15 protein-coding genes are annotated in these 22,837 nt (G+C 58.2%); 4 read left to right on the top strand and 11 right to left on the bottom strand.

The annotated features are described in order from the left end of the window. Window positions 1-65: 65 nt before the first annotated feature. The 3 genes from VHO05_RS01535 to VHO05_RS01525 all read right to left on the bottom strand — a co-directional run bounded on the left by VHO05_RS01535 (window position 66) and on the right by VHO05_RS01525 (window position 3,410). On the bottom strand, window positions 66-1,286 hold the full coding sequence (locus tag VHO05_RS01535) for a Fic family protein (RefSeq protein WP_329644849.1): 1,221 nt from the start codon (window positions 1,284-1,286) through the stop codon (window positions 66-68). Window positions 1,287-1,603: 317 nt separating this feature from the next. After that, window positions 1,604-2,830: a type II toxin-antitoxin system HipA family toxin gene (locus VHO05_RS01530; protein WP_329644848.1), complete on the bottom strand. Its 1,227-nt coding sequence runs from the start codon at window positions 2,828-2,830 to the stop codon at window positions 1,604-1,606. Further along, window positions 2,823-3,410 (bottom strand): helix-turn-helix transcriptional regulator, encoded by a 588-nt coding sequence (locus tag VHO05_RS01525; protein ID WP_329644847.1) that lies wholly within the window; start codon window positions 3,408-3,410, stop codon window positions 2,823-2,825. Before VHO05_RS01525 ends, VHO05_RS01530 begins: the two co-directional genes overlap by 8 nt. A gap of 307 nt (window positions 3,411-3,717) precedes the next feature. On the opposite strand from VHO05_RS01525, the gene VHO05_RS01520 reads away from it, so the two are divergent. After that, window positions 3,718-4,308: a hypothetical protein gene (locus VHO05_RS01520; RefSeq protein WP_329644846.1), complete on the top strand. Its 591-nt coding sequence runs from the start codon at window positions 3,718-3,720 to the stop codon at window positions 4,306-4,308. 152 nt (window positions 4,309-4,460) lie between these two features. Here VHO05_RS01520 and VHO05_RS01515 read toward each other — a convergent pair whose 3' ends face one another. The 7 genes from VHO05_RS01515 to VHO05_RS01485 all read right to left on the bottom strand — a co-directional run bounded on the left by VHO05_RS01515 (window position 4,461) and on the right by VHO05_RS01485 (window position 16,053). Next, the gene (locus VHO05_RS01515; protein ID WP_329644845.1) at window positions 4,461-7,649 is read right to left on the bottom strand and encodes an SNF2-related protein; all 3,189 of its coding nucleotides are present in this window, start codon (window positions 7,647-7,649) and stop codon (window positions 4,461-4,463) included. Beyond that, entirely contained in the window at window positions 7,646-10,585 is a 2,940-nt protein-coding gene (locus tag VHO05_RS01510; RefSeq protein WP_329644844.1) for a DUF1156 domain-containing protein, read from the bottom strand. Before VHO05_RS01510 ends, VHO05_RS01515 begins: the two co-directional genes overlap by 4 nt. 8 nt (window positions 10,586-10,593) lie before the next feature. Next, on the bottom strand, window positions 10,594-11,079 hold the full coding sequence (locus tag VHO05_RS20285) for a DUF7680 family protein (RefSeq protein WP_422653715.1): 486 nt from the start codon (window positions 11,077-11,079) through the stop codon (window positions 10,594-10,596). Then, on the bottom strand, window positions 11,076-14,162 hold the full coding sequence (locus tag VHO05_RS01500) for an ATP-binding protein (RefSeq protein ID WP_329644842.1): 3,087 nt from the start codon (window positions 14,160-14,162) through the stop codon (window positions 11,076-11,078). The genes VHO05_RS20285 and VHO05_RS01500 overlap by 4 nt, the downstream gene beginning before the upstream one ends. A gap of 394 nt (window positions 14,163-14,556) precedes the next feature. Next, window positions 14,557-14,859 (bottom strand): CcdB family protein, encoded by a 303-nt coding sequence (locus tag VHO05_RS01495; RefSeq protein ID WP_329644841.1) that lies wholly within the window; start codon window positions 14,857-14,859, stop codon window positions 14,557-14,559. Next, window positions 14,859-15,116, bottom strand: coding sequence for a type II toxin-antitoxin system CcdA family antitoxin (locus tag VHO05_RS01490; protein ID WP_329644840.1), 258 nt, complete (start codon window positions 15,114-15,116; stop codon window positions 14,859-14,861). The genes VHO05_RS01495 and VHO05_RS01490 overlap by 1 nt, the downstream gene beginning before the upstream one ends. 361 nt (window positions 15,117-15,477) lie before the next feature. Further along, entirely contained in the window at window positions 15,478-16,053 is a 576-nt protein-coding gene (locus VHO05_RS01485) for a recombinase family protein (RefSeq protein ID WP_329644839.1), read from the bottom strand. Between the two features lie 282 nt (window positions 16,054-16,335). On the opposite strand from VHO05_RS01485, the gene VHO05_RS01480 reads away from it, so the two are divergent. The 3 genes from VHO05_RS01480 (at window position 16,336) to VHO05_RS01470 (ending at window position 22,106) form a co-directional block, all read left to right on the top strand. Continuing rightward, the gene (locus VHO05_RS01480) at window positions 16,336-17,871 is read left to right on the top strand and encodes a hypothetical protein (protein ID WP_329644838.1); all 1,536 of its coding nucleotides are present in this window, start codon (window positions 16,336-16,338) and stop codon (window positions 17,869-17,871) included. Continuing rightward, window positions 17,868-21,293: a hypothetical protein gene (locus VHO05_RS01475; RefSeq protein WP_329644837.1), complete on the top strand. Its 3,426-nt coding sequence runs from the start codon at window positions 17,868-17,870 to the stop codon at window positions 21,291-21,293. The genes VHO05_RS01480 and VHO05_RS01475 overlap by 4 nt, the downstream gene beginning before the upstream one ends. An 84-nt stretch (window positions 21,294-21,377) precedes the next feature. Next, complete coding sequence (locus tag VHO05_RS01470; RefSeq protein WP_329644836.1) at window positions 21,378-22,106, top strand: hypothetical protein; 729 nt, start codon at window positions 21,378-21,380, stop codon at window positions 22,104-22,106. 78 nt (window positions 22,107-22,184) lie between these two features. Here VHO05_RS01470 and VHO05_RS01465 read toward each other — a convergent pair whose 3' ends face one another. Beyond that, window positions 22,185-22,814: a hypothetical protein gene (locus VHO05_RS01465; RefSeq protein WP_329644835.1), complete on the bottom strand. Its 630-nt coding sequence runs from the start codon at window positions 22,812-22,814 to the stop codon at window positions 22,185-22,187. Window positions 22,815-22,837: the final 23 nt, after the last annotated feature.

Here is a 22,837-nt window from a genome sequence, read left to right as displayed (position 1 = left end):
AAATTCATTCCAATAGTCTGGGCTTGCACACTGTAGATCCGGTCCAAACCAGAACTGGTGCGTGATTAACTCGACGATGGCTTCTCCGGAAACAGGCCTGGCATCCAGCGAGAGGCGAGACTTGCCGGAAAGGCAAGTCTGAGAGGAGCCCGGGTACTGTCGGATTGAACCACACCGGCATCAACCAAGGCGGACACGGCGCGTCTGGCGTTTCGCGGTCCCGTCTGCAGCAAGTCCGCGACATCGCCACGTGGAAGCTCGCCGCGATAAAGGATCGCTTCGAGCACGCTGCCGGATTTCGGGGGCAGCCTGTCTATCCGGGTCTCCTCCTCGCTCCACAGCAGAATGCGATTCCGCAGTTCGTCTGGACGGACGAGCTCTTCCATGAATTTCACCTGGTCGACGCAAATCTCCAGGAAGAAGAGCGTAAACTCGGCCAGCGCCTCCTCACTTAAGTTGCCTCTGCCGTCGAGATCGTTGCGGCGGGTGAGATCGCAGGCGGCAAGATGCTGCTTGTAGGCATCGACATTGCGCGCAAGGCCGCGCGCAATGGACCACACCCCACCGGTATCGAGGGCTTCCCGCAGCACGGCGTGCGACATGAGCCGCATAACGCGTCCGTTGCCGTCGAGAAACGGGTGAATCCATGCTAGGCGGTGATGTGCCGTGGCCGCGGCCAGGATCGTATCCGTCCTGCCAAGCTTCGCGTAGCCCTCTTCGAAACGCGTCATGAAACGTGGCACCGCTCCTGGGCTGACCGGGATGTGCCGCCCGACTTTCACGTCGCGCGTCCGGTACGCACCCGGGATGACGGGCAACGATTCACCGGTGCCGGGGTGCTTGACGGTGAGCAGGGCGTCCGGCAGTTCGTCGCAGAAGCGCTTATGGACTTCGCGGATGCCACCGGCCGTGAGCGCGCGGCCATTCAAACCGCCGCCGTCAATCCAGCGCTGCACCTCGATGTGTGCCTTTGCCTCCAGCTGAAGGTTCCGCTTCTCCGGGTCGGCACTGTAGTCGTTCTTCAGCGCGCGCTCGATATCGACGGGATGCGTATCGTGGCCCTCGATCAGGTTGCTGTAATAGCAATTCATCGAGCGCACGAGATCCGACAGCGCCACCATCACACCGTTCGGCAAACTCTTGCGAAAACCGGCTGAAAGCTGGCCGAGCTCGAGCGCAACGTCGGTCAGTCGGGTTCGCTTCGGCGAACTCTCCGATATCAGAAGCGGCTCCATCAAGCCGACCGTCTCGCCCCGATCCTCCGCCACCTTTTTGGCCGCTTTCATGTCCACATGCAGTGTCACCATATATGCATATATAACATGATATTATGCGCAGTAATAGGAGCTTGTTGGCCGGTATTATGTCCGCTTTAATGGCCAGTTCAGGCACTCAAGCGCCTGGAGAAGGCTCTTGAAGCTCTTCCTACCAAGTCTGACGGGAAGGCAGACAAAGGCCCGAAGGCTCCCGCAAACGGCTAACCCCCCCCCGCCGTTGTGTTCAGCGCGGTTCCGGCTCCCCTCGGAACCGCGTTTTTATACGCGATCCCGCATAAGCCGACTTTATACGCGTTCGCGCATAGAATGGTCTCGTGCGTGAAGCGTCAGCCCAGCTCCTCGTAAAGCGGGACGGTTGGCGCATGGTTGTCGATTGCCTCTATCACGTTCTTCGCGAGCGGCAGCTTGGACTTCTCGGACTTCCAAACGTCCTTGAAGCGTTGGACGGTTTCCTTAGCAGCGCTCATCACCAAGCGCTCAGGAAGCAGGGCTTTGGCGGCAAGGTGCTTTAGCTCGTCGGTCGTGAGCTTTGCCATCTTTTTGGTGCGCGAATAATTGAGCGCTGCCGTATCCTCTCCCTTGATGTAGGGGATCGTCGAGAGCAGGTCATAGGCGGGCGAGAGCGCGGCCGTCTTCTTGTCCGGGTAAATGAGTGACCAGTTCTTGAGGTGCATGTCGCCGTTGCCAATCAGCGCGCTAAACACGAGCCGGCGAATATACTCGGACACACCGCTGTCCCCGACTTCGATGCCGATGACCCTACCGATAGTCCGGTAGCTCGCACCTTTGTATTTATCGTCCGGGAACACGGAAAACACCTGGGCAAAGTCCTCTATGTGGACAGGTCCTTGCGGACTGCGGTCGAACCGGCTCACGGCGAGCGCCGGGCCTTTGAGTTCTCCGATACCTTCGGGCAGACCGTTGATTGCTCCAAGGTCGACAAGCTGCAGGTCCGGAACGTCCATCCCGAGCTGTTTGGCAATGGTCATCATCGAATATTCGTTTTCGGGAACGCCCGCGAATTGCTGCGAGGGAAGCTTTACGATCCAAGAGCCGCCCACGCCCTCTGCAGGAATCGTCAGGCCGCCGCGTTTCGCGCCGTTCTCGAGCGCGGAGAATTTGAGCTGGACGCCTGCAAGAGAAAACCTCAGGGCATTCGGTCGATTGTCCTTCGGCTCCTCGTCAACGCCCGGCGGCAGCGCTTCGCCCTCTACGGGGTGTACGGATAGCGCACCCGGAAGATCGCGCCCCAGCATCCAGAGCAGAAAGAATTCGCGTTGCGGATTGACGCCAGCGCGCTCCGCCAGATAACGGCGAAGATGCCCCTCGGGAAGAAGGTTTGAGAAGAAAGGCGGCACCACACGCTGGGTGGGCTTGAAGTCCGTGAGCAGACCGCCGAGGTCGTCCTTGAAGGAAAGACTGAGCGTTGGGCGGTTCTCATCGGCAACGTAATCTTCGTTGAACGCGAAGATGGTTCTGTCGCCCTGAAGGTTGGTCAAGGTGGCGATCGAGCGGCCATAGAGCCTGACATCGAGTACGGACACGTCAGGCATCGCTGTCATCCTCATCATCAAGCGCGTAAGCCGCGCGAGGCGAAGGTGACACGTTGTGCGCACTCATGTTGCGGAGATGCTGGAGCTTGATCGCAATGTCGTGGAGCGTTCGCCCGTCGGGTTGATCGCTTTTCTCCAGAGCTTCGAGATTGTCGAGAAGCCGATGATAAGCGTCCGCCTCCGCCACACCGAGGCGCGCGTGCTGCAGTAGTTCCAGGCTGCCCTCGATCCGGTCGAAGTCGGCCGAGCCCCCAAGCTTTTGCCTGACCCTTTTCAGGATGCGAATGAGCTTCTTGTCGATCGTCCGTCCGTCTCGGATCATGGCGTCCGGCCCAGCCTGCGCTCGGATGATTCCAAGGACAGCAGGGATCAGCTTCTTGGGAACAAGTATCGGCTCCAGGTCGAGCGCGCGCGCGAGCTCGATGAAGCTGGAGAGGCCCGGCTCAAGCTTTCTGCCTTCGATTTGCGAGATGTGGCTTTGAGTGAGTCCGGTCCGCTCGCTCAGCGCGCGTTGGCTCGTCCCGGAGGCTTCCCGGACTTCCCTGAGCTGTGCCAAAAGATGTTCACTCTTGTAAGTCATGATATATTATCCTGATCGACTGGTTACGTCGATATAGGATTATATATCACATTCGTGAGGCTGCGTCAAGATTTGATGCATCATACTGATACTCGCGCGCGTATGATACAATATTATGAATAATCACGCGCGACGCAGGATGGGTGCCCGAGCCCGGTAAGCGGGGAGAGAGCGTCTCGAATGATGAACCGATCTGACTTGCTTACCTCTACCTTCCGCACCTACGTCGTGGTGCGGCGACCTTACTTTCCTCGCCAAGGAGAAAATAGCAATGCCAGCTGGGCAAGACAGAGAGCGGTGATAGCCAATGAGAATCGGGGTGCTTGCTTGGGGCTCACTTGTCTGGAACCGCGGCGAACTATTGCTGGCCGATGACTTCCGACCGAACGGACCACGGCTCGCTATTGAATTTTGCCGCGTGTCCAGCGATGGCCGCCTCACGCTCGTAATAGATGAGACTTTCGGCACTCCCTGCCCGACCTATTCGGGTGTGAGCTCATTTGAAGATCTCGACAAGGCTATCGAGAACCTCTGGGTTCGGGAAAGTAAACCGGGCGCAAAGATTCCGGCCGACCTACGCGGACAAGCAATGATCGGATTCGTTGACTTGCAGGACAACACTGAAAGCGCGGTGGCCAGACAACGTCATCCGCTCGCCGTTGATGCAATCAGGGAATGGGCCGGCCCAGAAGGCTTCTCAGCGATCGTCTGGACTGCCCTGCCAATCAGATTCAAGGACACCTTGAACGTTCCGTTCAGCACCGAGGCTGCGATTGCATACCTTGATAGCCTTGAAGACGAAGCTGCTAGATCGATGGCCCTGGACTACGTCCGGAAAGCGCCACCCGAGGTCAGAACACCCGTTCGAGCTGAGGTCCAAAAACGCTGGCCTGGGTAACGCTGGTGCCCACTTATCAAGTAGGCACCACATCCACTTGGCGGCGATCTTTGCTAACGTTGTTCGTCCGATAGCGGATATCAGCTTCAGTTGAGATGGACCCAGAACTGGCGAAGGCGCTCCTTCTTATCCGTGCACAAGCGTTACAATTGTTATGGTTCTCGTTTGGTTTGCAGTAGCTGTGCCAACGTCAACACATCACTCGTCAAGTTTGAATTGAGCATCGCGTTTACATCGGGGAAGGCCGGATTGCCAGGAGACCACAGTTCCACGCTGTCGGCGTTTTGATCATAGTAGCTCGGATCTGTAGTTACCCGCACGTCGCGTCCCATGCCAGGCTGACGGAATCGATATTCGCGACGTCCTAGTGCCGAAGCTTCGATGCCTGCCGGAAGAAGCTCAGATCGAGTGATAACGCCCTCCAAATCATCCAATGTCATCGGCGGCGCAATGCGCTCCGGCTCCAGCAGCTCCGGGTCGGTGACGGCATCCAGATCAAACCCCGTCTGTTCGAACTGATTGGCTTCGGCTTCTACGCCAGAGACAATCGCTTCTCGTTGCTCCTTCGGTTTTGTACGGCCATTCAGGACAGAATCCGACAAGATCGAAGGCAGCCGCGCCAAGATTGGTTGAAGGCGACCAACAACGGTCTCGAAGAGACCAATGCGCTCGCGAAGTGCGCAGTAAATATCCGCCTCCACGGTATCAGCGTAGTGCAGATTTATGATTCTGATTTCAGGAAACTTTTGTCCGAGCCTGTCGATACGGCCGATGCGCTGTTCCACCCGCATAGGATTCCATGGCATATCATAATTGATCAGCGAACCGCAGAACTGGAAGTTCAACCCTTCAGCGGCGGCGTCTGTGCAAAGAAGAATGTCGGCTTGCTTGTCGCGAAATCTTTTCTTCGCATCGTCGCGACTGATGGTTCGCCACGAATTATCCGCTCCGGGCACTTCGCCTCCCCGGCCAGAAAAGCACATCAGCTTGTGGCCGCCGGTTTTGAAAAGTTGATCACGAATGAAATCCATGGTGTCCGTGAACTGAGTGAACACCATTACCTGCTGATAGCCTTCGGCTTGAAGTTCTTCGATGGCCGAACGCAAGGCAGTAAGCTTTGTATCAACAGGCAGAGATCGGATTTGATCCAGCAACGCTTTGATGTCGCCCGCTTCCTCAATTGCTAGTGCTTCCTGCTCTAGCTTCTCCACATCATCGGCATCGCGATCTGCTCGCTCGTCATCATCGAGATCGTCGAACAACTCAACCTGTTGCCCGGGGCGCGACGTTCCTTCGACGGCATCAAGGTGTCCCTGAAGTGTTTGACCAAGTGCAAAGAAGCTGCTTGCCAGCCGGCGACGATAGATTGTCATTACGAAGCCGACAGCGTTCCGCTCTTGCATTGAAGCCTGATTGTAGGTCGAGGAAATATAGTCTTCGACCCCATCATAGACGGCGCGTTCGGCCAGGCTCAAGTGGATGAACTGGTCTTCGACGACGCGATCGGCAATCGGTGTCGAGAGCTTTCCCGCCTTGAAATACTTGCGGAGAAGCTCACGCGTATGTCGCGAAATCAATCGTTGAACAGGAGTGTGTCGCCGCATCAACGACAGTGCGGCCTTTCTGTCGGCGGTTTCGAGTTGCCGTCGCGGTATACTTGCTTCGTCTCTCAACGCAGCCAAGATGCGCTTTCCTCGAAGGCTGCTCGTCACGCCGTCTTTTTCAAGATCTTCTGTGTGGACTTTGCCATAGGCATTTTCGATAGAGCGGAACATCGCGGCCAGACGGTCGAATGCTTCGTGGCTTGGTGAGTCATCCACGAGTTGATTGAAGAACTGGAGGAAGCCCTGTTCAGTCCATTCTGGCGGCAGGCCCAGCAATGCCAGAAGATCATAAATTTCAACCGGATGGACTTGCATCGGCGTCGCCGTCAGTAGGACTAAACCCTGCGTACGATCGACAAGCCGTCGCATCAAGCGCAGCAGCGCATTTGGGCCACTCTCTGCTGCGGTCCCAGCACCCCTGCGCCGGGCATGATGCGCTTCATCGAGAACAATCAAATCCCAGGGTTCTGCGGCTTCCAGCAACTCACGCTGGCGATCGCCCCGGCGCAGCAGATGACTCGACGCGATAACGATGGGCTCCTTGTGCCAAACATCTCGTCCAACAGACCGCTCGTGCTGCCCGCGCATGACCGGCGACGGATACCAGTTGAGTTTCTGCCCATCGTAAATCGGCCAGTTCAAATTGAACTTTTCCCGAAGCTCGATCTGCCATTGGCGACAGACGTTCTTGGGCGCCATGATGAGAATTCGCTTAGCTTTTCCAGCCAGCCATGCTTGGCGGAGCAAAAGCCCGGCCTGGATTGTCTTGCCGAGACCGACCTCATCGGCAATCAAGAGTTTCGGCGGCCAATTGTCGTACATCCGGTGAAAAGCACGGACTTGGTGCGGCCATGGTGCGATAGCTGCTGTCGCTTCGCCGACGCGATCACCGCCGTTCGGGTGGTTCGGGGCGGCGGCGACAAATGCCCAAACGCGCTTGCGTAGCTCATCCGCGGGGACCGGTGTCGGTCCGACCTCGGGATGTCCGATCATAATCGAACTTGCTGGTTCTTGCGCTTCTGCTTCGGTCTTCTTCATCCGGGCAGGGCCGTCGGAATCAGGCATGAAGCGCATCAGGTCAGCCTGGACGGCGGTAGGCACATCGAGTGTGATCACATGCTTGGCCTTATCGGCCCAGATACGAGCAAAGTTCTCGTCCTCCTCGTTAACGCGGTCCTTATCGCGCCAGGACGTGAAGACGTTCAGACTTTCCCAATTGCGGGTCCATCCGGCCTCGGTCTCGTTCAAGCTGCCATTGAATGCAATCCGATCGCCGGTCTTGTCCTCGATGATCCCCGATTTTTCATGAAAGATGCCGTCGGCGGGAATAGGCCGTCGCGAGCTGTTGCATGGCACGGCCACCTTGATTTCGAGAAATCGCTCCGTCACCATCCAGGCAACAAGTTCAAGTGCCTGTGCGGCTTCGAAGTCCGGAGGAGCAAGCGGGTGCGCGATCAGGTTCTTCTCGACCTGCGCGCGGATGCTCTCACCATTTTCGATAGCAGCGATCTCAGGCGGTGCCAGAGTACAACCCACGACCATTCGCATGCGCCCGCCACGGGCAACAAGCCGCTCGACGCCTCGCGCTGCGAGGGCAAGCGCCGACGCCCGAAAGTATCCGGTCAACCGGTCGTAGCGCACAGCGCTCGAAAGTGCGGGAATGTAAAGGGACTTCACCAGATCGCCATGATCCGGCGTGTACTTAAGGCGCCAGGTCTGGTCCTGGAGGATGCTCATGCCGACGCTGCATCCTTCCAGAGGTCGAGCTGCTTCGGTTGGTCAACTTGCTTCGAGAACGCCAGCTTGCGCAAATTCTCCAAGGCTTCGAAATCACTGCCGGCGGATGCAACATCACCTTCCAGCTCAATGCCACTGAAGGCCTTCGAAACCGGCAGAACTTCCAAGACAGCTTCTAGTGCCGAAAAGAAAGCAGGCTCCCGGTCGACGCCTGCTTTCGCAAGCATCTCTTTGGCAGCTTGCAGGGTTCGCGTACGGCCGATGTGAGCGGCGTGATGGACGGTGTCGATCATGGCGCGTGAGCCGTCCGGCGACCCGAGTGATCCTTTCGCCGCTCGCACCGCACTGTCCCACAAGATCAAATCGCTCCCATTTTTCTCGGCAAGAACACCGACAACTTGACTGTCGAGATCCACGCCTACAGCGCGAGCAAGCCGCAAGGCTTCGTCATACGGAAAGACCGGCGCCTTGAATGCGTCCCACGCCAGGACAAACCAAGCCGTCAGCGGATCGACTTCCGTATTCGCCTTCAAATGGGTCAGCTGTTCGAGCCGCCAGTTCTTCACCTCACGGCGTGCAGCATCAAGCGCGTCTTCGGGTGTGACCGCGTAGGGGTCCCACTCCTCCTCAAACAGCTCTGCTTGTCGGCGACGGCGCACTACTTCAGGCTTTGCACGCGGCGTTCCACGCTTCAACGGCCAGTGTCGAGAAAATTCCTCTAGCGCGGGACCAAAGCAAGCCAAATAAAGATCAACGCCGCCAATGCCGGCTTCTTGAAATTCCTCAACCCTCTTCCTGACGGCCTTGGCAACTAGCGGTTCAACGTCCTCCCAGTAGTCGGCGGCAGCATCGACATGGATCGAGTCTCGCGGTCGGCACACCAGGAAAATCGTACTATTCGCCGCGGACTTATTCTTGATGTGAAGGCTGCTCTCTGATTCAGTATTTATCGGCCAAGAAGCAGAAATAGAGAACCCCGCCTGCATCAATCCGGTCGTTAACGCATCCCAGGCTCCTGTTGCCTTGTGAGTAAACATGAGCGTCATTAGACCATTCGGCTTTAGAACGCGCTTGCACTCTTGAAAGATGCGAGCCATCCGCTCTTGGTAGTCGCGTCCGGCAAGAGCCTTTGCTCCCTTTTGACCGGTAAACTTAGCTGGATTAGCTACCGCTTCATTGTATTTGTCTGTCAATCGCCGAGTAAATAGCTCGGGCAGAACAAGACCTGCGGTGCGCTTCAACCATACATAAAAAAAGTCGGACAGCTCCGCGTACATAACGTTGTCGTAATATGGCGGATCCATAACGACAATGTCAGCCGTCCCATCACGCAAATTCACCAAGCTTTCACCAGGCTTGCATGTGATCAAGACTGAAGAGGGAACAAATGGTGCTTGAACCCTTGTAACTAGGTCATCTTTTACTGCTGCGTCTGGACGTAGCAGCTCAACCAGCTCCTTGATGCATTTATCGGTTTGCTCAACGATCCAATCGAACCCAAGGCCGTCAACAACAGGGGCCATTTCTGCGTATGACCACTTAAATGCGAAATCGTGTCGGTCAAATGTGTTTACAACGGTCTCGCGTTTGGAATGCCAACGCGTCATTCTGGAATTGTAGTCCCGCAATTTGTCCAAACTCAGAGACAAGTAGACGAACGCGGCTTGAGTAATAGGATTAAGCCCTCCATCCTTCTTTTCGCTGTTCAACAATCGTTGAAACGCTTCCACCGCCGTTCCGTGCCCAAGCAATTGCCTAGGTGAAAACATGTCACGCCATAGAGGCATCCCATACTGAATAGGTCTGTCGTCATTCGTTTGTTCAGGAAAGGGTTCTGACGGCACTACGTCATTCGCTAGCCATTCCGGCATCTTGCCGTCTAATAGTTTTTGAACCTGGTCCGCGTTGTCATCTGCCGGCGTTGCTGCTCGGTAGCCGCGGATCCATTTGTCCTTACCTAACTTGCCAGACTTGAGGCGTCGTTGCACACGCTGCTTAAAAACGACAGCGTAAAGTTGCTCACCCATGTTTCCGTTCTGAGCTTGCCGCTTTATCTCGGCACTATCGATCACGCGTCCGCAATCAGGGAACGCGCATGTCCCGTCCCCGTCGGCAACAGTACCTGGAGATTGGTCGACCACTTTCGCTACTAGTTCATATGAGCAATGCCTTCCCGAACTCCCCGGGCCCTTGCCGATGTGCGTCCTTACTTTGACGCCCGTGCCATCCGGTGCAAGTCGCCAATTCGGCGCAAGTGGCGTTACTCCCTCACAGTAAGGGCAATGGATCGTTCTAACCCACAGATATCCGTCGGGTCGACATCCATCACCTGGCTCTTCAGGGAATGCTTGAGCCAAACGTTTGCGGACGTCTTGAGCAAATATCTTACCGATGCGCTTAAATTCTGCGCGCACCGCCATTCCGTGTTCAAGCGGGTAGGCTATCGTCGCTTTTTGAATCAGTGCGGCAACTGGGTTGAGATCGTTGCCGACAACGGACACGCCAAGACGCGCAGCTTCAAATGGGATACTACCGCCACCAGCTGTTGGATCAACTACAACAACGCTCGGACTTACGCCATTCTTGGAAAACCATTCACGATCAGTTTTGTCTGGAAGCCACTGAAACGCCCGGGGGTATCCGTAGGCGCTAGCACCGAGTCGTTCGCCGTTACGATCTGCAATAGCGATTCGCTTTTTCGCTGCGACAGGGTCACCGTGTATGCCGATAGCATGCATGAATTTGTTTCGGTCGGCATTCGCAGGAAGCACAGAAGCTAGTACAGCTGCGCGTGAGGCTACAAGTGGTCGACGCGCCCACCATACATGCAGATAGTACGTTGGCGGCAGCGCCGTCATCGAGCGCCGTTCGCGCACACTCTCCTCGCCTAGCGCGGCAATTGGCAGCCAGCGCTCAATCAATCGTGTGTCGGTCATGTTTGGTCTTAACCGCGCTTGGGATCTGTGAGGAGATAGCGGAGCGCGGTCAATACGCGGCGCGGGTTTTTGCGATGCATGGCCATGCCAAGCCAGTAGGCCGCTTCTTCGCGGCCCATGGCCTCGATACCTTCAGCAATTGCTCGCATATTTTCACGGCTGCGCATCGGCGCCAGCGTTCGGAATAGAAGTCCGAGCATCAGCGCCAAATCCTCGTTGACGCGATGACCTTCCTTGCGCTGTCCCTCGCGGCCAGTGAACTTCACGCCCGCCTGCGTCAGGCGGCGCAATACGCGATGCTCTACGAGTGCCAAGTTGCGCCCGCGTAGACCTGCTACCCGCGTTGGTGACTTGATATGCGGCGAGGCGCGAGAAGGGAGCTGCCAGACCTCGATCTCGGTGTCGCTTGGTCCATGCCTTCGCGTTCTAATCTCATAGGCCGGGGCTGACTGCTGAGGCTCCACTGACTTGAACCTTTGAATTCGTGCGCTCATGACTGGGCCTCCGCCGAGGCGGCAACATACGCCGCGCCGCTTGCATACTTCGAAATCTGGTCGGTGAACTTCTCTGCATCATCACCAGCCATCGACAATCCTTCGCCAAACGTCAGCTCGAAACGAGCCTGCACGGTCTTCTCCTTCGCCGCCCTGAGCTGCGGCTCGAGGAAATCTCTGAGAGGCTGGGCATCGGCTGGCGTTCCCTTGAATTCTAACATGAAAGAGCTGCCGCCGGTCGTCTCATAGCCACCCTCAAAGATCGCCAATTTTTGGTCAGCCTCCCGCAATGCCGTGACAGAACCCAATAGTCTGAAAGCGTCGCCCGCATCGAACATCCGTATCGTCAGCGACTTGATCTTGGCGACCTTGGCGGCGCGGGCCTGCTCCCAAATCCGCAGCAGCGCCTCGCGAAGCAATCCCTCAAACGTGAATGACACTACACCCGTCTTGGCGGCAGGCTCCGGACCTCCAGGAATGGTTCTGCCACCTGCCGGGGCTTCAGAAAAACCACCACCGGACGATGTTGGCCCGGCACCAGGGCCTGGCCCCGTAATCGTTGAGCCCGGATCGTCCGCAGCTAGCCCTGGTGACTTAGCCGCTGGACGGGGCCAAATGTTGCGTTCGGTAGCGTAGGCCATCGTGAAAACAAAGGACTGCTCGTCAATGCTGATCGTCGTCAGCGGATCGCCCTTGCCGTAAAGTAACTCACCGCGCCGATAGACGTACTCACCTTGCTCAACGCCCCGGTTGATGCCTTTCAAGAAGACGCCATCACCAACCAGCATCGGCAACGAAGGATCACGACGGAACTCCTCACGCAGCGCCGCTGTCGTGATCTGTCCTTTCTTCAAGGGCGTGCGGTCGCGCACGTATGTAGGTGCGTCGGGCTCGTCCTCTGATGTTCTGAGCTTGCGCAGCTCTCGAAGTGCTCGAACGACTTGCTGTTGGCCGGCACCAGGTTTCTCGGAAGCTGAATGGATATCGAGCGCACTATGCGCGAGATCGACAGTGGCTCCCGGCACGCGCGTTCGAGATGGGTAGAAAACGTGTCGGTAGCATTGCTGAATAGCAATCGCGACATGCGATTCAGATTTGGTCTCTTCCTCGCGAACCTTTGCCTGCTGGTGATCGGCGAGCTCCTTGAGCCGTTCCGGCTTAACCAACTCACGCAGCGCTAGACGGCGTGCTGTTTTTTGTTTCATCTCGTCGATACGACCGTCGTCGGCCAAAACGAAGACGAGGTTGTTGCGAAGCGCGCGAAGACTGCCGCCATCGGCACCTTTGCGCTCGAAAGTGCGGGTGATCAACTCCGGCACTGTATCGACCGTCGCGCCGACATTGCAGCCGTCGTACGACATAACGGCAAGGAATGGCCGCCCACTTCCAATCTCGTCAGGCATATCCCAAGGACCGCCGGGAAACGCCACAGCATCAAAGACCTGACCTTCAAATATCTTTTTGATGCGGTCGTTGAGGTCAACACGCAGTTCGCCAGGATCAATATATTGCTCTTGCCGCCGAATGATCTGAGTGAGGTTGGCCTCGGCCAAAAAACGCAGCGGCGCTCCCGGCCGATCGTCCAGGTACGCTGACTGGCCAATGAATTTCTGGCGAGCCGCTTCAATGAAGCTGACGTCAGTTTTCGGCCCTACAATTGAGTAACGGAGATGCTCCGGGCTCAACCCTTTGAGCTGGTCGTTAAAGGCGAGTGTGTGCACAAACACAGTTCGTGCCACGTAGGTTGCGTATGGCGGCATCCCGCGATGCGATTCTTCGTCGATCTCCTGGGCCAAAGCCTTCTTGTTGGGCTCACCCGCGATGTCATTCCGCAGAGCTGGCACGTAGATTGACTGACCGAGACGCGTCACGATCTCCTGGCGGATAGGCTCATAGGCCGGATCGATGTGATGCAAATGGATGGCCGTCGCATCGCCAGGACGCTCGCTCCAGACACGAGCTACGGTGCGGCCAAGAATGCGCAGCATCCCGCGCACCCGCTGAAAATTCGCAAGGGTCGCAGTTTTGCCGGTGAAAGTTGCTAGGACGTCGGGATGAAGCGGATAGCTGGCACTGAACTCTGCGGCTGTTTCGGATTTGGACGCCTCTGGTGACAAACTGCCCTTCTGAGCGATCCACATTTGGCGATATGCGTCGACAACGCCGCCCGCTCTCTGGTCGTCAATGCGTTCAAAGAGGCGGCGACGGAGCACTTGTACCGTTTCGTCGTCCTCGGTCGGATTTAGAAGCGTTGCCTTGCGGGCAGATACGCTCTCCGCCTCCGCCATCTTATTTGCTATGAACTGGTTTTCTGCGCTGTAAGCATCGCCAGCGATTCCGTCTTTGCCGATAGCGAGAGTATAGACGAGTGCGGCATTGCTTGATGATTCAACGGCCTTGAACAGGGACGTGAGGAATGCCGTCAACTGGTCGCGTGCGCCATGCCTATTCTGGACCTTGCGCAGGTAAATCGAAAGCTCATCCAGCAGAATAAGCGACGGGTGACCTGCAAACAATTCAGCGATTGTCTCCGCACCCGGGGCTATGCCCTCTTCATCAGAACGTCGGAGCCGCTCGTATCCTTCCCGCCCGGCAAGAGCGTAGGCAATTTCGCCCCAAGGCGTGAACGCAAGCACCCCTTCGCCCATGCGCCGTCCGTTCGCAGGGTCGGCATTCTCGCCGTCGAAGGCGGCGATGCGCACCTCACCTTTTGGAATGAGACGAGGTTCAATGACCTCGGCTGGGTCCGCAACACCCTTCATTCCGCGAGCAGCGTGAACGAGCGCGATGAGGCCATGGGTCTTACCGCCACCAAACGATGTATCCAGGCGGAAGATCGCTGAGACGGTGCTGCCGCCGCCACTCAGCCGCGAGCAGACGTTGGCCAACAAATTCTTCAACCCCCGAGTGGGGTACGTATTCGCGAAGAACTTGACCGGGTCGGAATACTCGGTCGGCCCACCGCCGCCACGAATCACATGGGACAAGTCTGCTGCGAAATCCGAGTCGCTCGACGTCCCGGCCAGAACGTCCGGGCGCGGTTTGCAGAGATCATAGATCAACGACGTAGCGGTCGTGGTCACGGCGAGTCGCCCCCAATTATTTGCTTCGCTACAGCTATCGCAACCTATGGACCCGCGCCATCCACGGTGAGTCTGCCTTTTAATCAGTTGGGGACAATCGGACGGAGCATACCAGTCAGTCTGCGGAGCTCGCATGCGGCGATCTCGAAATTGAGTTAGTTTACCGTTTGTGATCAGCGAGAGACTTTGCCCGTGTGTTCGTGACAACCGCCTCCCATGCGCAAGCAGATATCAAGCCAACCCGCACCCGGGAGCCAAACGGCTTGCGCTCAGGATGTTTGTAATTGAGTATCGCTCGGTCATTGGTTAGGCAGCGTGGGCCTGGTCACGCTAAGCGGGCCACAGACGGCCCGGTCGAACCGCGACCAACACCAACGTGAGAAAGCATTGCAATTCAATACCCCTGCATGAGGAAATCGATCGCGTCGACGATGACATCGCGCTGATCTTCAAGGTTGGCGACACGTTCACTGAGCCTTGTGCAAGGAACGACAGCCAGCTCCGGCGTATTCAAAATCCAGTCGGCGCCATCGACCCTTAAGCATGGTCGAAGTCTCATAGCGACCTCTCGCTCCATCTCTCCCATTTTTACCAGCGGAACGACTACACGTGTGCTGAGATCGCGAAGCAACTCCGCCTGTAGATCGACGACATAGTGAGGAAGGCCCTCGATACGATAGACGTCAAACCGAGCCATTAGTCTAAAAGCCAGATGGGTTTGATCAAGGTGCCCGAACGGGCAATACGCTCGTTGTACGCTTCAATGGCCGCCTTGTTTTCTGAGAGCCAGGCTTGTTCTTTTGCTTTCTTGACCGCAGCCTCAATGCCTGCTTCAGCGGCGCGTGAGGTATTCAGCCGCAAGGCCCGCGCTTCCTTGATAAGATCGGTTCTGACCGTCAAACTAATGGGGCGTTTCTTGACTGATTCCGGATGCGTTTGATCAATGGTGTTCATACTCACAATATAACATTATTCCGTATACATATCAATTATGTCTATTTCCCATAAGATATATTATCGCATCGGCTCAAAGCCGCGGAAGTCCTACGGTCTTTCACGAATGACTTTTCATAGTCACACAGGCTCACCAAAAACCATGCCCGCCGGCCGGCCACCGGAGCCGCTGCCGCGCGCCGATGCGTAGCCGACCGCGCCGCCTACCGGCCGCAAGGCAACCCCTTCGGGGCGCGCTGCGCGCGGCCTTGCGTCCCGGCATCGGGATCGGCTTAACCGCATCTCGCGACGGCGGCTCCGAAAACCATGCCCCAATCTGCAGCAGGCGATCCAGGCCTGAGCCTAGGCTAACGAAGCGGCCTTAGGGCCCTTCACCATTTGCACAGAGAATGCGGGACACCGTCGAAGGCGATATCCCGAGCGCCAATGCAATATCTCGTTGCTTTGTCCCTTGGCTGGACAGCATTCGAGCCCGTTCAAGCTGCTCCGGATTGACCAAGCTCGGCCGTCCAAGGCGCACCCCGCGCTGTTTCGCGGCGTTCAAACCCGCCCTCGTCCGCTCCGCGATGAGCGATCGCTCGAACTCGGCCAGAGCGCCCATGATCTGAAACATCAGCCGGCCGGTGGCGTTCGTCGTATCGATCGTCTCCGTCAAAGAGCGAAAGCCAACCTCCCCGACATGCAGCTTTTCGATGGTTCCAAGTAGATCGAGGAGAGAGCGTCCCAGCCGGTCCAGCCGCCAGACAATGAGAACGTCACCTGCTGACAGGTACAATAGCGCCTCTTCGAGTCCGGGCCGCCGGATGGCCAGACCTGACAATCCCTGGTCCCGGAAAATGACATCGCAACCCGCCGTACGCAGCGCGTTGATCTGGAGATCCAGGTTCTGATCATCGGTCGAGACGCGCGCATATCCGACCCTTCGGCCAGGTCTCATGTTGAGCCGCCCCAACCCCAGCATCCTCGGGACATGAACATAATGATCCGGCGCAGCCAAAAACGGTCGTTTCTGAATGCGAGGGTTTTTGACGTAAGGCTGGAAAACATGCTCAAATTAGGAAATGCCAATTCAATGATTTACGTGGATTGAATGCGTATTAATAATTCATTCATTTGAATTATAGTAGAATTAAGAGTAATCCCAGAAACGACCGTTTATGCACGGCGAGCGAGGGAAAGGGGGCGAGGGAGACTGCACGAAGTTTTATCGACTACGCCATTGCTGGACGCGTTGCCTGCTCAGCACGTCGCTCGCTTGCGAACACTCGCCGAGCTGCTGACCTCGTTAGCCGGAACCACAATATCGCCCGAGGTACTGGCAGGCGTCGCTTGCCGCCATCCGCGTCTGCTCCGCCTTCTCCCGGAAACGCTTTCCAACAACATCGCGGAAGCATCTGCGCTCCTGGATTTAACAGCAGATATCTACCTCCGGGCCGCTCTCAAGAACCCTGCCCTTTTCTATCAGTCTCCGGCAGCTGTCGACGTCCGGATTGGCAAGATCGCCGACGCGTTGCGCGCTGATCGCGCGGTAGTTATCGCCGCCGCGCTCCGGTCACCCGGTCTGTTTGTGGCGGCGCCGCACACCATCGCCGACCGGATTACGGAGTTGCAGGGCGTCCTCGACCTCTCACGCACCGAATGTGTCGCGTTCGGCCTGAACAACCCCACAACATTGCTGACATCGCCTGCGGCCTTGAAGGATCGTCTTGCGGAAATCGCCGCCCGGCTCGATGCTCCCGTTAACGACATTGTCCACGCTGCCCGTCGCGCGTCCTCTCTCTTGTCGCTCACGCCGCAGCGCATACGGGCCACTCTCGATCGCTTGACGGACGGCCTTGGGCTTACGCCTGCGGAAGCGCGTCAGCTCTGGCGTCGGTCTCCGCACGTTCTCACGCGCGATCCGGAAAAACTTATCGACCGCTTCAACTCTCTGACGGACGCCCTGCCGATCGCTGCATCGGATCTCAAAAAGATAGCTCTCCAAACGGCGACGATCCTCGAGGTTCCTGCCGACACGGCCCTGCAACGCATCGAGAATCTCGCAGAATTGCTTGGCTTAGAGCTGAAGGCAGCGGTGCACCTCATTGTTGCCCGTCCGAGCCTTGCCAACGTCAAACGCGCGACCATGGAAGTCCGGTTGGAAGATCTTGCTCGGTCCTTCGGCGTGCCCAAAGGCGCAATCGTCACCGCGGCTATCAAGTATCCGGATATTCTCACGGCCGATCCTGAAACCATCATCCGCAACGTTCATGGTATTGCTGGCGCGCTCTCCCTTTCGGCGGAAACGATCGTTTCGGTAGTCTTGCGGTATCCGCAGCTGGCGACCTGCGCACCGGGCACCCTTGTAGCGCGCCTGACCGAGATTTCTGCGATCCTTCAGGTGCCCTTCGCGCGCTGTGTTGAAGCCGCCCTCAAATCACCGCCGATTTTCGCGCTGAGCCCGGCCAATATCGCCACAAAGGTGGCTCCGCTCGAAGCGTTGATTGCCGTCGCGCGGCCCGGCGGCACCCTCGCCCATCTTCTGATTTCCATGCCAGCCGCCCTGACCTATGCGGTGGCGCGGATCGACGCCCGCATCGATATCGCGCACGCGTATCCGGGGCGTTATTCCCTCAGCGTCCTGCTCTCCATGCCGGCCGCGAAGGCAGACAACCTTCTGTCTAACCGACAGCACCATCAACAAGGAGCAGGCCGCCTCTCTCTACTCTCAATACCACCTGCCCCCAAAACCGTTCCGGCAGGGAGATACGCATGAGCTTGCGCCACATGATCGAAACCATTCGCTACTCGCAATCGGGGAACGTGTTCTTCGCGCTCTTCGGGGCCGTCGCCCTCGTCGGCGTCGTCGGCGCATCCTCCATGCAGATCATGAAGGGACCAGTCAGATCGATGTCCGAGGTGACCAAGCGCACGGTCGCCGAGAACAACATGATCGCCTCCGCCAAACTGGCGCTAATCGCGGCCACCTCCCAATCCGATTCCGGCGACTGCGACGCCGACGGCTATGTCGAACCGATCCCCTTCGAAGCGTCCGCCACCGGCGCCCCGACAGGCGGGGGACATCTTCCTGCTGCGATCGGCGCGGCGATGAACGATCCGTGGGATACGCGGTACGGGTATTGTGTTTGGGACCATGGTGCGATTACGGCGGGCTGCGGCGGCGGCAATTACCTGACGGGAGAAAACGGCGCGACGGGATATGCGATCGCGGTGATTTCCGCGGGTCCGGACAGACAATTCCAAACGGCGTGTAACGCCTATCCGTCGGCGGCGGCACTCGACAAGACGCCGGGCACGGACGATATCGTGCTGGGTTACACGTATGGTGAAGCCTCGGCGCTGGCCGGGGGTCTGTGGAACCTGAAATCCGGCGACGCCGAAACGGCGGAGATCAACCGCAACCTCGAAGTGAAAGATGAAAGCGGCAACGTGACCTTCGCGTTGGACGCGCAAAGCGGTCTGGGCGATTTCATCGGCCTGACCACGGGTTCGATCGCGGGTAAAAGCGGTCCGCTCGATGTTACCGGCGGCCTGAAATTCGAAAGCGACAGCATCGCGCTGAACGCGGCGTGTACGCAAGAAGATTCCTTCGCCTTCGACACGGACACCGACATGCTGGTGCGATGCGACGGATCCATATGGGTTCCCTCGGGCGGTTCCGACAATCTCGGTAACCATGAAGCCACGGAAAATATCCAGCTCAAAGGTTTCTGGCTGTCCAACGACGGCGGCGACGAAGGCCTGCAAGTTGCGGATGATGGCGCGCTGGCCACGTCGGGCGATATGACGGTCAATAACAACCTGACGACGACGGGCGGGGCCACGGTCGGTTCCACGCTGGGCGTGACAGGCAACACGACGCTTTCCACTGTTACTACGTCCGGTCTGGCGACCCTGAACTCCGCCAGCGTGACGCAGAACGCGGGTGTGGGCGGCACGTTGAACGTGACCGGTGGTACGACCTTAAGCTCACTGACAACGACGGGTGCGGCGCAGATCAATTCCGCCCTCATCGACACCACATTGAGCGTCACGGGTGCGACGAGTCTTTCGACGCTCAGCACGTCGGGTCTTTCCACGCTGAATGCGCTGGCGGTGACGAACAACGCGTCTGTCGGCGGCACGCTGGACATGACGTCGGGCAAGATCACCAACCTGCTCGATCCGACGCTGGCGCAGGACGCGGCCTCCAAGGCTTACGTCGACGCGCGCGTGGCATCGGGCACGGGCTTCACCGAAGCCGACCCGCAGGTCGCGACCATCCAGACCGGCAAATGGTGTATCGGGAACAACGACGGCTCGGCCATCGTCTGCGACCAGAACATGCCCGTGCCCAACGACACGCTGGCGGGTCTGTCCTGTTCCAGCGGGCAAGTTCCCAAATGGAACGGGACGGCCTGGGCCTGCGCGGCGGATAACGCCAGCGGCGGTGGTTCGGATGTTTCGTTCCTTGCCAACAGAAATGGTACGACCCAGACGGTGAGCAACGGTGCTTTCACAAAGATGGTTCTATCGAATGAGGTTTTCGATACGGCCTCTGCTTTCAATCCGACAACAAGCGTATTTACGCCGACCGTTGCCGGTAACTATGTGGTTTCCGTGGGCGCTCAGTGCGCGGGTGCTACGGGGTGCTATACCTATATTTACAAAAACGGAGTCAACTATTTAGGGCAAGGCGATAGCGGGGGAGCTATGGGCTTTGTCAGTGCGACCGTACCGATGAACGGCACCACGGATTATCTGGAAGCCTATGTTTGGAATACCGGCAGTACGACGCTGGGGGGAACAAACTATTACACATACTTCACGGCGGCGTTGGTTGGCGGCGGCGGATCGGGCGGCGGGGTGGCCGATAACCTCGGCGATCACATCGCCACACAAAGCGTGCGTTTGTTCAAAGCCACGGGACCTGCGGGTAACGTCGTGGCAGGCGTCGGCGACAACCTAGGCAACCACACCGCCACGCAGGATCTGAATATGGGTGGCTACTCCATTAATGGAGCAAGCGTGGTCACTGCTGCCCGTGTCCATGTTTCAACGCCCGGCGCCAGTTCCTTCACGAAAATCGGCAAGGACGCCACCAACAACCAATTCGCCTATGTCGATCTGATCGGCGACACGACCTACACGGACTGGGGACTTCGCCTGATCCGCGGCGAGACAGGCGCGAATGCCACCAGCAAGCTTGTCTCCCGCGGGACGGGCGGTCTTTACCTCACCACGCAGGACGCCGCCGCGCTTTATTTTCAGACCGCCAACACCACGCGCCTGACGATCGGCGCGACGGGTGATGTCGTCGCGACCGGTAGCATCACCGCCGCCTCGTTCGTCGGCAACGGGTCGGGCCTGACTGGCCTGCCCTCCAGTGCCGACAACCTCGGCAACCATACGGCGACGCAGACCCTGGTCCTCGGCACCAACTGGCTGAACGGCGATACAGGCGCGGAAGGTATCTCCGTCAGCACCGCTGGCCAGGTGCGTATCGATCAAGCGGGCGCCGGAAACACGTATGACGTCTGGCTGCAGGGCGGCGCGGGGGCGAGCGGCACGACGCGGCGGCTGGCCCTGCTCGGCACCGAAGCGGGAATGTTGCACCTGAACTATGCCAGCGAATATGCGTCGGGCGTAACCATCGGCGGGCCGATCACGATTGCAGCAGGCGCGCTGACCGACAACTCGATCCTTGCGGCGGATATCGCGACGGACGCCATCACGGCGGCGGAAATTGCGGCTGGTGCGGTGACGACATCGGAAATCCTCGACAGTACGATCACCAGCGCGGATATCGCGGCGGATACGATCGCGGCGGTGGACATCGCGACCGGGGGTGTGGCGACGGCGGAAATACTGGATGGGACGATCATCGCAGCGGATCTGGCAGCTGACTCGGTGACCATCGCCAAGCTTTCGGCGACGGGTACGCCGGGTGCCACAACGTTCCTTCGCGGGGACAATACATGGGCCGTGCCGGCGAGTGGCGCTTTGGCGGTCACGACGGCAACATGCTTCAAGACCGGCCTGAGCAGTCAATCATGTACCGCCACTTGCCCGGCCACTTATCTTCGGACCGGCTGTAGCGGCAATTCCGGAAACTTGGACGTTTCGCCATCTGGCAGCACCGCGTGCGCATGCACAGGGCAGAACGGCGTTGAATGTTTTGCCTACTGCGCGAAATAGGGCGGGAAGCTGGTTATGTACCCAACGAAACAAAGAAACGGTGACGATATGAGAGCAGACAAAACGGGGAAAAAATCGACTTCCATGATGCGGTTAACGGTGGTCGCGCTGCTGGCACTTAGCATGTTATCGCCGCTTGCTGCGAAGGCGGACTGCACGACGCCCGCCGGAGTCGAAGCCGACATGTATTACAACACCACCTATAAGCGCGTTCAGTTCTGCGACGGCACCAACTGGATCAACATGGGCGTGAGCTTCGCGGGCACCGTCGACAACCTCGGCAACCACACCGCCACGCAGGCGCTCAACATGGGCGGCTTTGCCATTACCAACGCCGGCGCGATCACTGGCACGTCCATTACCGGTAACGGTACGGCGCTGACGGCCCTCAATGCTTCCAATCTGGGCTCGGGCACAATCCCCGATGCCCGCTTCCCCGCGACGCTTCCGGCCGTCTCCGGAGCGAACGTGACATCCCTGAATGCCTCGAACCTTGCATCGGGCACGGTGCCGACGGCGCGTTTAGGTACGGGCACGGCGAACAACACGACCTATCTTCGCGGGGACGGCACATGGGCAACCCTTGGCGCTGGTGGCGGCTCGCTTGATTGTACCAACGTTTCTTCATCATCAGGTGTAAGCAACTCTCGAACGGTCGCCTGTGACGCCGGCTACACGGCAACCGGAGGAAGTTGCTATCGCGGGACCGGTGACGGTGGTATCATTTGCTCACCGGCGTCAAACGGATGGAGCTGTTCCTCTAGCGCTGGCCTTTGCCACCAGGTTTTTGCTCGTTGCTGCCGAATTCAATAGTCAGGACCCGGGTCGAAAATTCGCTCTGAGGCCGAATTGTTGACTGGGCTCACTTTTGACTCTTGCGCTTTCCACCAATCAACTTCGGATGACGACCGCATTTGCGCCGCGGCGGACCTCGAACACATTCACGCCGTCCCAGCTTTCGCCGAGCAAGACCCATATGGTCTCTCGCGCATCGGCCAAATCCTCGCAACGCTGCAACTCCAAAAACACCAACATCCTGTCGTCCTGACACCGCATGATGTGCACGGCCCCCGCCGCATCGACCCGGAATTCATGCCACTGCGCATTGCGTCGCGCCTCTACGTCGGCTTCAAGGCGCTTCCGCATTGACTGTGGGTGAGCGCGATCGAGTAAATCAACGACGCGTACAGGCACGTGCCCACAACCACTGTCGTTTTCCATCGTCACCAGTAGCAATCTCGCGCCGCCCGGCGACAGAACATCGTGACCGTTCGCGCAGGGCAATGTCGCCTGCATGAACTGATCCGACACCAGAAAAGCCGAACTTCCGAAATGCATGCGGACCCATCCGCACTCAAGGCGCTCACCCGCTTTGAGCGTCACACCGCCGAGCCGCGCAGCCCAGGCAAGCGCCTCCTCGCAAACCTCTTCTGCCGCCGCCAATCGCGGCAATCCCACCGAGGCCACCGCTCCCACGACCGCCGCACCCAGCATCAATGTCCTTCTTGAAATCTTTTGCATCTCACCTCCTCCACACGGGCTGC

It is taken from the genome of Hyphomicrobium sp. (genome assembly GCF_036262015.1).
Taxonomy (GTDB): Bacteria; Pseudomonadota; Alphaproteobacteria; order Rhizobiales; family Hyphomicrobiaceae; genus Hyphomicrobium_C.
This window is presented reverse-complemented; position numbering and strand designations above follow the sequence as displayed.